The following is a 13,436-nucleotide window of genomic DNA, read 5'->3' on the forward strand; positions in this document are numbered from 1 at the left end:
GCATGCATTCCCGGTCAGCGGTGCGAATGACTTGAGTCACCTGTCAGGCGCATAGGTTGGACCTTGAAATATCGCCCGCTACCGACCAGCCTCAGTGAGCAGAATGCTCAAGTCCAATTCGTCCTTGCTGATACTCTTGGGGTTAAAAATGTTGGTCGACGAGAGCTATTTGGCGACGGTGACCGCAGCATCGTCGATGTGCGCCTATCCTGATGCGGTTCCGTATTGTGGAGCTACCATCGAAGCAGGCGCACTCGCCAATCCAGCAGCAGGATCTATGAATAACATTTATGAATTGAGCTCATGAGATTCCATTCCGATGGTCCCTCCATTCCGGATACCCTCCTAGAACGTTGTGATTCTGGTCGCGTCGTGTTTCTGTGCGGTGCCGGAGTCTCGTTGCCATCTGGAATGCCGACCTTTGTCGGCCTCACTCGGTACGTCATAGAATTCTTTGACCCGCCAGCCGATTCAGAAATCATGGCCGCGTTTCGGCCATGGCTGGACGGTCAATCTGCAGCGAATGTCCCACTCGACCAAATTTTCAACCTCCTCCACCTTGAATACGGCAAGGATGAAGTCAACGCTTTGGTCACGGAGCGGCTGAGTGCTCCCTTGGAAATCAAAGATTTTGGACGTGAGCATGGTCTGATAAAACGCATTTCTTCGAGTCAGAGCGACGTGCCGCAGATTGTCACGACGAACTTCGACCGATTGTTCGAGTTAGGGCAGGGCGGAGAGCATTTGGTCCGGCATGTACCCCCTGCTTTTCCCGACCTGAATTTCGGATCGAAGATAGAAGGGATTACGTATCTACATGGGCGACTGGTGGAAGCAGCCTCTGAAAGTCATCCCTACGTACTGAGCAGCGCGGACTTTGGGCGCGCCTACCTCTCAGAAGGGTGGGCCACCAATTTCATCAGGCACCTCCTCGAACGATATACCGTCGTTTTGGTCGGATATCAGGCGGAAGACCCACCAATCAAATATCTTCTTCAGGGTCTCAACCATGACGGCCAGTATGACCGGTCTAGACTCTACGCTTTTGACCGAGGACTTCCTGAAGAGATTGAGGCTAAGTGGCGTGACCGAGGTGTCACCGCCATAGCCTATTCCGATCATCTGGACTTGTGGAAGAGCATGGAAGCTTGGGCAGACCGTGCCGACGATCCGCGCAGCTGGCGTGCGTCCATAATTGCTAAAAGCCAGCGAGACCCGAAGGATCTGGCCCCTCATGAGCGTGGCCAAGTTGCTCATGTCCTTCGCACAGTACAGGGGGCAAGATCGTTCTCGGAGGCTGATCCGACACCGCATCCTGAATGGGTATGTGTGATGGATGCGAATGTCCGATCAGGCAATCAGAGTAGCGGCTATGGCGCTGACGCAGAGACCTTCGACCCTGTGGCCGCTTATGGGCTTGATGACGATCTGCGGGATATTTCTGATTCTGATCGCAGACAAGGCGTCAGCAACGACAATCTCCTAGTCTGGCGCGATGCAGACGATAATCCACATGAGTTTCATCGGTTGGGTGCGCGACAGGCCGAAGGTTTCGAGGCAACTCCGACAAGGCTAGGCCACCTCATCACCTGGTTCAGCAAGTCAATCGATAGCCCTGTGCTGGCTTGGTGGGCCATTCGGCAGAACGGACTGCATCCGCGACTGCTGCGACAATTCGAATGGCAATTGGAACGCTTGGAGGCTTTCCACGAGCGTGCTCGTCATATCTGGAACTTGATCCTCGAACACCATCGAGATCCTCGCAATCGTCAGTGGAATGGCGACTGGTTCGACTTGAAGAAAAGGTTGAATGCGGAAGGTTGGACTGCCAGTGTTCTACGAGAATTCAGGAGAGTAGCGACCCCTCGATTGGAGATCAAACCACCGTTTGGCTTGGGGCAGTCCAGACCTCCCTGCGTACCCTGGAAGGAAATTCATCTCGGCGACCTCGGTCAGTACGAAGTCGCGTTCCTTGATCGGCACAACGAAGATTTAGACGTCCCCGACGATCTATTGCCACAGGTATTGGGCATCCTGGAGGAACAGCTAACCGTCGCCTCAGGGTTGTTGGGTGATATCGAGACCGTCTACTTCAATTCCCCGACCTGCTATCCGGACCGTGATGCCGATGGAAGAGAGCATGTTACAAAAGTCGCGGAGGTCTTGACGTGGTTCGTCCAACTTTTTGACCGAATGGCTGCCAGGTGGCCAGAACTGGCGAATGCACATGCAACGACTTGGCCAGCGACAGACCTGTTCTTCTTCCGGAAGCTCAAGCTGTATGCGTTCAGCAAAGTCGACGTCTTTGAGGCAGACCATGTTGCCGAAGAAGTCTTGTCCCTAGATCAGGAGATATTCTGGGACATCAATGTGGTCCGAGAGCTTCTTTTCCTACTGGTGGACCGATGGAGAGAGTTCTCTCAGGAGTACCGGAATCATCTCACTGATCGAATCTTGAAGGGCCCCGATCAACTTTCCCATTGGCCTGACGAGGAGTTCCATAGGCTGCGGGATGGGTTCGCCGCCAGATACGCTCGGTATCTCGAACTACAAGGTTGTGAACTCATGGCAGATCGCGGTGAACGGCTTGCCGAGATTATCAGTAGCATTCCTGGATGGAACGACGGTTGGGCTACCTCGACGGTGACCAAACAGGGGTCACAGGTGGGCTGGGTTGGTACGGACGAGGCGCCGGACGAGCTTATAGACCTCCCTGTGAATGAGGTCATCCTTAAGGCGAAAGAAGATCTTAAGCGCAAATTCGACAACTTCACCGAGAAGAGGCCATTCACTGGTTTGGTGAAGATCAATCCGAGAAAAGCGCTGTCTGCGCTCACGATTGCAGGAAGGACTGGCGACTATCCGCAGGCGTTCTGGTCATCCATGATCAGTGAACTTCCTACAGAAATCACGCCTAGGCTGAAACGCGTATTCCTGAACCGAGTAGCACGACTTCCATATGGGGTTATAGCTGAACTGCGTCATAACCTGGGCCGATGGCTCGAACAGAACCTGGTCGCGGTCCTTGAGTTTGATGGCGCTCTCGGTTGGGCAGTCTACGATCACATCGTCGATGGCATCCTGAGCGGTGGAGAGGACACCGGGAATAGCAGTCTTGGCGAGATCCGCCAAGGTGGAAAAGTCATTCGACGGTCACGGCGCACATTTGACCATGCGATCAACGGCCCCGTCGGCATGTGTGCTGAGGCCCTTTTCCATGCAGTGCCCGGAGAGAAACAGGAAGCTGGGTCACTAATCCCAGATAACATCAAATCTCGGATCGAGCGCCTCTTTACCGTGCAGGGCGAGGGGGCAGACCACGCTGTGTCGATAACGACTCGTAGACTGAACTGGCTCATGTTTGTTGATCCCGGCTGGACTAAGGAGCGCCTTATTCCGATGTTGGCCTTCGAGCATCCCGCTTCGGAACCAGCATGGAACGGATTTCTTCATAGTCGAGTGCCTTCACCCCTATTGGCTGAGATCATCAAGCCGATCCTGCTTGACCTTATTCCGCGGGTCGAAAAGTTTTCTTGGGATCGCGACTTTTCAGAGTTAGCCGCCCAATGGTTAGGCTTCATGCGGGTGTTTTACCCGGATGAGCCAAGCGGTCTTTCACGAGGCGAAATGCGTATGGTCCTTCGGACAATGTCCGACGATACACGGAATAAATTTATTTTCTGGTTAGGGCGTGTTGGACAGGAGAACGAGAACGGCTGGATCGAACATGTAATCCCTTTCGTTAATGATAACTGGCCAAGAGAGCGCCGATATAGGACCTCTGCATCGATGAGAGCGTGGATCGGCCTGCTTGATGATACCGGTGACAATTTTCCAACTGTGTACGAAGCGGTGAAGAAGTTCTTGGTACCGCAGGAGACGAACGATCATCCGTTTTTCCGGTTCACTCAAGAGCTCAGCGATAAAAAACCGATTGCCGCTCTATTCCCTGAAGCGACGCTGGATTTGATGAATACAATCACACCACAGGTACTCACCCGTCCGCCATATGAGTTACCTACGGTGCTAGCACTGATTGCGGAAACCGATCCTGTCCTGACATCAGATCCACGTTATTTGCGCTTAATAGATCTCGTTGAGCGAAGCTAGATCATCGGTCTTGACGACCGACAATCCGGTGAGTCGCCTCGGATTTTATAAACACTCACCCTCGCCAATGTCCGACGTATCTCTCCAGGTAGTCTTGTAGATACTCCGGTAGCATCAGATCTACCTCCGCCGCTAGGTTGCGCGCCAATGCCAGTTCACGCTGTAGCGATTCGAGCTGCTTAACATCCATCTCTGGATGTTTGCGTCGAAGTTTGAGTGGCACCGTTTCGAGCAGGGAGGCGATCTGTGCAACGATCTTGCTCAAGACGTGAGTGGCAAACTCTACCGGGACTAATTGCCCCTCCATGACTTCGTTCTTTTTCTCTTGGGCGACGGCCTGCGCAGTCGTTAGCCTCAGTCGTGCGGCCTGCAGCCGGTCATCGACCAAGGGGTCGAAATCGTCCTCAATCAGATGACCCGCTTCCGCTTTTACTTGGCCACTGCGGAGCCCTCGTAAGTAACGAAAATAAGCGAGGCGACAGTCCGCTAGATTTAAACCACCATTGCCCCGCGAGGCAGGCAGGATACCGGTTGCAAGCAAGTAGCGAACTTGCCGATCGGTCAAGTCCAGGTGTTGGGCCAGCTCTTTTTGATTCGCCATAACTACCTCAATGACACATAAATGAAAGCGGAACCGGGAAAGTCAAAAAAACTCATACATCGTTCGACGTCGGGGCTCGAATTACCCGCAATGGGGGGTGGGGGCCAGGAGTACCTTTCCACATTAGGGGAGGCCGACTCCGACCGGGTTGGCCTTCGCGGTCGCTTGAAACGTTCGATTCACCGCTGCGTTTTTGCGGTCTTTGCTCGGGAGGCACCGTGAGGTTCGCCGGTCAGACCATCGGCATCCACCGTCAGTGGTTGGCATCAAAAGGTGTGATGAGCGAAAGTGATGGCCCCTCTCGTTGAACCTCAAAACATCCTCCTCGGCAATGGATTCTGGGATTGCCCGAGAGCCTTGCGCACAGGGGCGTGCAGCACGTTGGTTGAAGTCGCCTGTCCCGGTCCTGTCCCGTGATGCAGCGCCGCAAACCCTCGCTCGTCGAGCCATGCATGCCAGTCCTCCAGCGCCTTGCGTTTCAGCGTGTCGGCGCTGGTGTGGATGTAGGTGGCGGTCAGGGTTTTCATCGCATGGTTGACCAGCATCTCGCCCACCAGGTAGTCCACGCCCAGGTCCATCCAGGCGGTGCGGGCCACCTTGCGCAGGTCGTGGCTGGTCCAGTTGCCCTGACCCAAACGAACAAACACCTGGCTGGCCTTGCTCGCACTCAAGGGGTGTCGCGACTGGCCGGGAAACAGGTAGGTCCCGACGTAGCCGTGAGCAGCTTGGTGCTCGCGGTAGCGCCGCAGCAACGCACACACTTGATCGGTCAGGGGCAGCGTGAGTTCGCGCTTGGTCTTGGTGTCGTCGGCAGGGATGAACCAGTGGCGGCGGGTCAGGTCGATGTGCTTCCAGCGCGCCACCCGGGTTTCACCCAAACGGGTGCCATGGCACAGCATCATCAGCACCAGCATGCCTCCGACCGGGGATGTCGCGAACTCGGTGCTGAGGTTCGCCAAGACCTCCTCCAGGTCTTCCGCGCGTAAATGCGCCGGCTTGGGCTTGATCCGGGTCTGCACAAAATCGTTGAATTTCAAGCTGGCCATGGGATTGATCGCGATCAGACCCAGTCGCGCGGCTTGGCGGAAGGCCACGGTCAACACGCCGTACACCGAGCGAACAAACGACAGGGCGTACTGTTCCTGCATCGGCCACAACAACAGCTGGTCGAGGGTGGCGCGGTCCAGGCCGGCCAACGGCAAGGCGTTCAGTCGGGGGTGTAATTGGCGACGCACGGCCGACTTGGCGCTGGCTTTGCGTTTGGCCGATAAACCGCGATCACGGGACATGCGCTCCAGGTACCACGTCAGCAGATCACCGACCGTTTGCCAGCGGTTGAGCGTCGAGCGTGCCCCCGGCTCGGCAGCCCGTCGCAGCAGAATCGCCGGCAGCGTGGCCTGCATGGCCTTGGCGTTGATATCCGGGTAGTTGCCTGCCTTGCCCCATTTGTCACCCACCACGACAAACCACGAACCTTTGGCCCGATTGGTGGAGGAGTAGCGAAAGCGTAAGGCCGGGAAGCGTGGGTCGCGCAACTGCCGGACCTGGGTTGCCGCATATTTGCGAATCTCGGCGTCCGTCACGAGCACGTGCAGCGTTTTGCTCGGCGCAGCTACCTTAGTCATCTTGGCGCTCCTGCTGGCGCGGGGCAGCCTTGGACACCCGATCACTCATACGCGGTGCCAGGTGGTTGCATGACACCTGCACGCTTGCGCGTCGTTCTTTTTCCTGATGCTCATGTTGGCGCAGCGTGGTGTCGCGGAGATTGCGCAATTGATCCCTGACTTCGGGCGAGGGGGCACCAGGTTCGCCGGTGATCAGACCGGCAATCGCTTGTGCATTTTCGGTCATCGGTGCACAGGCCAAACTGATCAGGGTTTGCTTGGCTACGTCCGCAGATAACCGCTGCATCAGTACGGCCTGTTCGATGGCCATGACCCGTCGTTGAGGGTCAAACCCCATCGACACCCGCCAGTCGGTAGGCTTGAGTTGCTGGCGGGCAGCACACACCAGGCGCTCATACGCCGAGATGAAGGCCATGCGGGCCCCGACCTTGTCGCCTTGGTGTAGAACGGGCTCAGCCACCGACATGGCCAGCAAAATTTCTTCGGTCATTACCACGGTGTCGAATTGGTCATTCGCGGCGAGCGCAATGGACCAGGCTTCGTCCTTGCCCGGTCGGCCATCGGCCGCCTGGACCCGCTGCATGATCGCTGCCAGGGTCAGGCGCCCGGTGACCTCATGACGGCACGCGCGCAGGGCGATCACCAGCTCGTCCACCCGAAACCTGGCCAAGTCATCGACCATCATTTTCGCGGCGCCGGGACTCAAGGTGGTGCCCATGGCTTCCGCCGTGACGCATAAGGCGTCGACCAGTTGCGATTTTTCGTCAGAGGAAAGCATTTTTCGAACCCTCGTTGCGGATCATGGCCTTGGCCTGTTCGGCGGTGTCCAGGTTGGCCTGGGTGTTCTCAATCTGCCGCGCCGTGACGGAATTGACCTGAGCGTTGGTCGCCCACAGCGTGCGGTAGGCTTCGGCCTTGGCCAGCAACGCGCCGAATTCGTGACAACCCCGGAGCAAAAACGCATCGTTGATGCCCACGAAATAAGCGGCCACCCGCGGTGCTTCGATGCGTCCCAAACGCTTGAGCAGGTCGTTGACCTGGCCGTTCACTTTTTGATTGCGAACGGGCTCGGTGTGGTACCGGTCGAAATAGGCGGTCGAGTACGCCGTCCAAATATTTCGGCAGGCCTGTTTGCGATCTTCGTCGTCCTGCGCCTTCGGATACTTCACTGAAACCCTTTCACGTGCATCGTCGATCGACTGCCCGATCAGGGCCGGCAAAAAAGATGGCGGTTCTGCTGAAGGTTCCTTGTAGGTTCTATGATGGTTCTGGGCGCAGCTGCTGCGGGGGGGTGGTGCAGCTTGTGCGGGGGAGGGGTGCAGTACCTGCGGGGGATGTGGCGCGTCATTTGCGGGGCGCAGTTCCTGCGGGGGGGCATAGGCTGCGGGGGTCAGGGTGTAGAGAGTCGAGCGACCAATTCGCTCGGCCGCTGACAATATCCCGGTGGAACACAGCCATTTGATGCCTCCCTGAACAGCGCGTTCTGACAGGCAGGTACGGATGGCAATCTTGGGGACTGACGGCCAGCAGACCCCCTCGTCATTGGCGTTGTCTGCCAGCGAGATCAACACGGCCTTTTGCGTCGCACTCATGCCCTGCAATGGCCAGCAGGCACTCATGATCATCGTGCTCATTGAAGGTCCTCCCGGTAGCTCCGGCGCTGCATCAGCGAGCCATCCCAACTGGACTTCATCGGCAGCTTTTGCTCCAGGTACCACTCGTGGAGGCGGATGGAACCCGCCAGCAACAGCGTCAACGAGTAGGTCAGGATTGGCTTCTGGCCAGGCCGAGCAATGCTGCGCACATCTTCGGCCAGATAGTTATCGCGGGCACGACTTCGGGTCCGATATTTCGGCGCGCGATCAGGATCAGTTTCGGCGTTGTAGATCCAGCCGGACTCCAGTAGGAAGTGATTGATTTTCTGACTGTTGACCCCGTTCAAGGTGCGACAGAACTGCACGGGCGTCAGCCCTATCTGGAAAGACGGCTCAGGGGTTTCAAGTCCCAGCCTGAGGTCTCTGTTCTCCAGCACAAGCCTGGCGTTGTGTTCGTCGAGGTCGGCCGCCAGGCGCAACGCATCTGCGCGAGTCTGGGGGATGGGGAAAGCGGCCCGCTGTGCGAGTCGCAGTTCCAGTTCGCTCATGTGGTCAAACACGGCCGCCTGCAAATCGTAACTGTACGACATCGCCATGAGGCAACACTCACGCTTGGGTAGGCGGTAGCATTTTTGTCGGCGGTTCATTGAGTCGAGATAGATGTGGGAAAATTTTCCCGCATCTTTTTTCAGAACCCTGGGTACCTTTTTGAGGAAGTCGCTGTGCCCCAAAGTGGGCGCACCTTCGGCTCGGTGGCTGTTGATGAAATCGACCAGTTCCAGACTGATCATGGTGACCGCATCGCCACCCTTGGACGGTACGCTGGTCATTTGGCAGCCCTCGAGTATGTTTCCGACAAATATGCCCAAGCACGATCCGGAATCGATTTTTCAAATTTCGGGCGAGCCTTCGGTGTCACCGCCACTGGGCAGTGTTGGAAAGTCATCATGATTAAGCCCTTTTCTTAATGGGGCAGTGCCAATCGAAAAATGCTGGCGTTGCGACCATGGATCTGGAGCGGGCGATTGGTGTTGGCGAGGCAGTTTCCAAGTCGCCGGTCATGTGTTGAGCGTCGAAGGGTGCGCATCAGATCGGCCCTCCAAGGTCCTGACTGGATGCGGGAAGAGGGGATTCAGGCCATTCGAGGTTTTTACCGGATGCTGATTTCGCCTCCAGGAAACGGGCCGTTGCCATATGGCGGTTATAGCGTGTGAGGCGGACGGATACCGACGCGTTGTCGCGCAGAGCGCGAATGGCCTTCCTGCGGTATGCAGCGGCTTCATCCGCATTGATGGGCGGAGGTTGGTGGTGGGGGAATAACATCGTTAGCAGTCCTCGACTGGAGGGTGGTGCCAATGTCCTTTCCGGGGATTGGAGTGACGGCTCTGAGGGGGAGGGATTGCCAGAGGCTGACCTCAGCTGCAGGTCCGACACCCATTCTCGAGTGATGAGCGCGGGTGGACTTGTTTTGCCCTTTGTCGCCAGTCGGATTGCGCTTTCGGTTGTGCCCTGCCTGTAGCAGGGGCAGGTGTGAAGCAAGAGGATGCGAGAGTTCGATTGATTGCTCATCACGCCACCTCGGTACGAGCTTCGGTAATGCGCTCAGCCACCCACGAATCAACCTCGGACTGCACCCAAACCGAATGGCCTGGAGCCAGTTTTACTTGGGGCGGGAAGGTGCCAGTCTTGATTCGGCGATAAAGCTCCGACTGGCTCAACGAGGTGATGGACAGGACTTCTTTGATGCGGATAAAACGGTGGGGTTCATGAGTAGCCATTCCGAGCACCTCCTGAGGTTTGCTAGGCATGGCTACGATTAAATACGCAACAACGAATTTTTTCGCGGCGAGTTTTGGTGGGTAAAAAGTTACAGAAAGTCAGTGCTCGCTCAGCCCAGGTGGGCAGCGCGTTTTGCTGCGTGTTCCGCGATGGCCAGCTGCAGAACGTCTTGACAGCGATTTTTCCTTAATTTTTCGGCAGTTACGATTGTTGTCCGAAAGCTGTTCCCGTCGCGGTGCGGGGTAATTGCGAGGGCCATTACATCCTGCGAGATTTTGGTGCCGGTTTCCATTTGCCAGATTTTCAAATCCAAATAAGGCAAAAGACCGTAGCGTGCCCAACTCTCGAATTTAGGGCTGTAGGTTGATTTTCTAGGGTAGTGATTGGTTGCGGCTCGGATTTTTGGAAGCTGAATCGTAAAATCATGTATCAAAACGTTGTCGGGCTGGTTCAGATCAGCATCGATGCCTATATGTCCATCACTCGTCCCTGAAGGACCGTTGAGTAATAGCGGACCCATGACGTCCATATCAGTACCAATGACGAATTTGCCAATCGGGTCAGTCAACCACTCTTCTAGCTCCGCAAGATAGCCGGGCGTGTTAATCGCGTGCGAATAAAAATCTGCCAATGTCAGCGGTCTGACGCTGCAGGTTGCATTCTCAAGATATTGCGCATAGCTAAGGGGGCCAAAGAAATTTGGAATGTCAGTGTCTTCAACAGCGATTCCCCTCATGTTTTGGATATCACGAGCAAATGCTGCACTGTACGCTCTGGCGAGCTCTGGATGCCGCTCTTCAAGTTCTCGACCAGCTTCCAAAAGGGTGAGCATATGGAATCTTTGGCTGAGTACCCTGAACCATTCCGTGGCGGTAAACTCTCTGGCTGCCGAGTAGTGATGGAGATCGAAGAACTTCGGCAGTTCATCAAAACTTGCAAATTTGGCCATTGCTAAATGTTCCTGCTCATTCCCTTCTCTGAATGGATCGGCCAACCAGGCGGATGGGAAGTCCGCTTTTCACCACATAGGCGAGGCCAGCCAAAGCTGTCATGCCTTGCGCTTGATGCTCACCACGTTTATGCCAGCACAAAGAGCTTCTATCGAATCAGCCCAGGCTTGCATCATTTGCCGGCGCTGCTCGAGGTAGTGGGCGTGGTTGTAGGTATCGCGAATCTCATCCTGGTCGCCGTGGGCGAGCTGGCGCTCGATCCAATCCCGGTTATAACCTCGGCTGTTTAACTCGGTACTGAGCAGATGGCGAAATCCGTGGCCGGTCTGCCGACCTTCATAGCCAATCTGGTGCAGTGCCTTGTTAACAGTGTTTTCGGATTGGGGGCGTTCCCGGTTGTTCCGGCCCGGGAATGCGATGGGGTAACTCCCGGTGATCTCCTTGAGCTCCAGCAGACTGGCCACCGCCTGGTGGGGGAGTGGGACGACATGCGGTCGACGGGCCTTCATTCGGGCAGCCGGTATCGTCCAGGTGGCTGACTCCAAATCGATCTCGCTCCAAGGTGCGTGTCGCAGTTCTCCGGGGCGTACGCCCGTCAATAAAAGCAAGCGCACCGCGATGCGGGTCATGACATCGCATTTTGCCGCATCGAGTTTGCCCAGAAGAATGGGGATTTCTGATAGAGGGACGTGTGGGTGATTTTTGGTTCGTGGCGCAATTGCTGCGACCACATCCAAGTCGGTGGCAGGGTTCGACTCCACTGAGCCCTTGGCAAGACCGTAGCGAAAAATCTGACTTAACCACTGGCGAATTTTTCCGGCGACGTTGAGCGCACCGCGCTTCTCGACCTTGCGCACCAAGGCGACCAGTTCGGGTCGTGTGACTTCTTGCGCCGGGCGCTGGCCGATAACGGGGAGAATGTCAGCCTCCATATATTGCAGCGCCTTGGCTGCTGTGGAGGTGGCCCAGCGTGGTGAGTTGTAGGCGTACCACTCGCGTGCCAACTCCTCGAAAGTGTGAGCGAGGGCGGATTGAGCGGTTTTTTCAGCTTGTTTGTGGGCGGTGGGATCTATGCCGTTGGCCAGTAGGCGACGGGCATCCTCGCGGCGCTCCCTGGCCTTGGCGAGGGTGACGGTGGGATAAGCGCCCAACCCCATCATTTTAGCTTTGCCGCCGAAGCGATATCGGAATCGCCATAGCTTTGAACCGCTAGGCGTTACTTCGAGGCACAGCCCCGCGGCATCTGCCATACGGTAAAGCTTTTCGCGCGGTTTCGCTGTTCGAGCGGCTGTATCGGTGAGTGCCACGGCAATCCCCTCAGCGCTAGCGCTGGCGGGAGTGAGTACCCGTCGATGTGTGAGTAGATTTCTAGACCAAACTCATCTACTCACGAATCTACTCACATAACGTTGGGCTTGCAAGGGAGTGCAAGGGAATCGCAGGCACAAAAAAACCGGCGTAAGTGCCGGTTTATCTGCTTTCCAAGGTCTGGTAGGGACCGCTGGATATATGTACATGGTGCCCCGAGGGAGACTCGAACTCCCACTTCTTGCGAAAACGGATTTTGAATCCGCCGCGTCTACCAATTCCGCCATCAGGGCTCAATGGCGGCGAAGTATAGAGGTGAGATTACCGTCGGTCAATCAGGTACATAGAGAATTTTCACTATTTCGGCTAGACTTCCGGCCCCTGCTAGACGAACCCCATCATGCGCGTTGCTGACTTTACTTTCGAACTCCCTGATTCGCTGATTGCTCGCCACCCTTTGGCCGAGCGTCGCGGTAGTCGCCTGTTGACCCTGGATGGGGTCAGCGGCGCCCTGGCACACCGTCAATTCACTGATTTGCTCGAGCATTTGCGTCCGGGCGATTTGATGGTGTTCAACAATACCCGGGTGATTCCGGCGCGGCTGTTTGGCCAGAAGGCTTCCGGCGGCAAGCTGGAAATTCTGGTGGAGCGGGTGCTCGACAGTCATCGCGTACTGGCCCATGTGCGTTCCAGCAAGTCGCCCAAGCCCGGTTCGAAGATCCTGATCGATGGCGGCGGCGAGGCAGAAATGCTGGCGCGGCACGATGCGTTGTTCGAGTTGGGGTTCGCCGAAGAGGTGTTGCCGCTGCTGGATCGCGTCGGGCACATGCCGTTGCCTCCCTATATAGATCGCCCGGACGAAGGTTCGGACCGCGAGCGTTATCAGACCGTGTACGCCGAGCGCCTGGGCGCGGTGGCGGCGCCGACGGCGGGGCTGCATTTCGATCAGCCGCTGATGGAGGCGATTGCGGCCAAGGGCGTCGAGACCACGTTCGTGACCTTGCACGTCGGTGCGGGCACGTTCCAGCCAGTGCGGGTCGAGAAGCTTGAAGATCACCACATGCACAGCGAATGGCTGGAAGTCGGCCAGGACGTGGTCGATGCCGTTGCCGCTTGCCGTGCGCGCGGTGGTCGGGTGGTGGCGGTGGGGACCACCAGCGTGCGTTCCCTGGAAAGCGCCGCCCGCGATGGCGTGCTCAAGCCGTTCAGTGGCGACACCGACATCTTTATCTTCCCGGGCCGGCCGTTTCATGTGGTCGATGCCCTGGTCACCAACTTCCATTTGCCCGAATCCACGCTGTTGATGCTGGTTTCGGCGTTCGCCGGTTATCCCGAAACCATGGCTGCCTATAAAGCAGCGGTGGAGCATGGTTACCGCTTTTTCAGCTACGGTGATGCGATGTTCATCACGCGTAATCCTGCGCCGACTGCCCCTAAAGAATCGGGCCCTGAGGACACTGTATGAGTC

Annotated in this window: 11 protein-coding genes and 1 tRNA gene; 3 read left to right on the forward strand and 9 right to left on the reverse strand. The window is 56.7% G+C overall.

Going from position 1 to position 13,436, the window contains the following annotated elements; translation table 11 throughout:
* Window positions 1-103 precede the first annotated feature (103 nt).
* Both ACZ89E_RS28685 and ACZ89E_RS28690 read left to right on the forward strand, forming a co-directional pair.
* Complete coding sequence (locus ACZ89E_RS28685; protein WP_476256849.1) at window positions 104-307, forward strand: hypothetical protein; 204 nt, start codon at window positions 104-106, stop codon at window positions 305-307.
* 104 nt (window positions 308-411) lie between these two features.
* Window positions 412-4,110: an SIR2 family protein gene (locus tag ACZ89E_RS28690; protein WP_476256850.1), complete on the forward strand. Its 3,699-nt coding sequence runs from the start codon at window positions 412-414 to the stop codon at window positions 4,108-4,110.
* A 55-nt stretch (window positions 4,111-4,165) separates the two neighbouring features.
* On the opposite strand, the gene ACZ89E_RS28695 is transcribed toward ACZ89E_RS28690, so the two are convergent.
* The 9 genes from ACZ89E_RS28695 to ACZ89E_RS28735 form a co-directional block, all read right to left on the reverse strand.
* Window positions 4,166-4,711 carry a terminase small subunit gene (locus tag ACZ89E_RS28695; RefSeq protein ID WP_476256851.1) on the reverse strand — a complete coding sequence of 182 codons (546 nt, stop codon included), beginning with the start codon at window positions 4,709-4,711 and terminating at the stop codon, window positions 4,166-4,168.
* A gap of 311 nt (window positions 4,712-5,022) precedes the next feature.
* A complete protein-coding gene (locus ACZ89E_RS28700) occupies window positions 5,023-6,336 on the reverse strand; it encodes a tyrosine-type recombinase/integrase (RefSeq protein ID WP_476256852.1) in 1,314 nt (437 codons plus the stop codon).
* Window positions 6,329-7,114, reverse strand: a complete 786-nt coding sequence (locus ACZ89E_RS28705) for a hypothetical protein (protein ID WP_476256853.1) — start codon at window positions 7,112-7,114, stop codon at window positions 6,329-6,331. The genes ACZ89E_RS28700 and ACZ89E_RS28705 overlap by 8 nt, the downstream gene beginning before the upstream one ends.
* Window positions 7,101-7,970, reverse strand: coding sequence for a helix-turn-helix domain-containing protein (locus ACZ89E_RS28710; RefSeq protein WP_476256854.1), 870 nt, complete (start codon window positions 7,968-7,970; stop codon window positions 7,101-7,103). Before ACZ89E_RS28710 ends, ACZ89E_RS28705 begins: the two co-directional genes overlap by 14 nt.
* Complete coding sequence (locus tag ACZ89E_RS28715; RefSeq protein WP_476256855.1) at window positions 7,967-8,761, reverse strand: Rha family transcriptional regulator; 795 nt, start codon at window positions 8,759-8,761, stop codon at window positions 7,967-7,969. Before ACZ89E_RS28715 ends, ACZ89E_RS28710 begins: the two co-directional genes overlap by 4 nt.
* Before the next feature lie 738 nt (window positions 8,762-9,499).
* Entirely contained in the window at window positions 9,500-9,709 is a 210-nt protein-coding gene (locus ACZ89E_RS28720) for a helix-turn-helix transcriptional regulator (protein WP_476256856.1), read from the reverse strand.
* Window positions 9,710-9,819: 110 nt separating this feature from the next.
* Window positions 9,820-10,659: a DUF6387 family protein gene (locus tag ACZ89E_RS28725; protein WP_476256857.1), complete on the reverse strand. Its 840-nt coding sequence runs from the start codon at window positions 10,657-10,659 to the stop codon at window positions 9,820-9,822.
* A 99-nt stretch (window positions 10,660-10,758) separates the two neighbouring features.
* Entirely contained in the window at window positions 10,759-11,967 is a 1,209-nt protein-coding gene (locus ACZ89E_RS28730; protein ID WP_476256858.1) for a tyrosine-type recombinase/integrase, read from the reverse strand.
* A gap of 209 nt (window positions 11,968-12,176) precedes the next feature.
* Window positions 12,177-12,261, reverse strand: a tRNA-Leu gene (locus ACZ89E_RS28735).
* A gap of 107 nt (window positions 12,262-12,368) precedes the next feature.
* On the opposite strand from ACZ89E_RS28735, the gene queA reads away from it, so the two are divergent.
* A complete protein-coding gene (queA, locus tag ACZ89E_RS28740) occupies window positions 12,369-13,433 on the forward strand; it encodes a tRNA preQ1(34) S-adenosylmethionine ribosyltransferase-isomerase QueA (RefSeq protein ID WP_476256859.1) in 1,065 nt (354 codons plus the stop codon).
* Window positions 13,434-13,436 lie beyond the last annotated feature (3 nt).

This window comes from Pseudomonas sp. TE3899 (assembly GCF_056279105.1).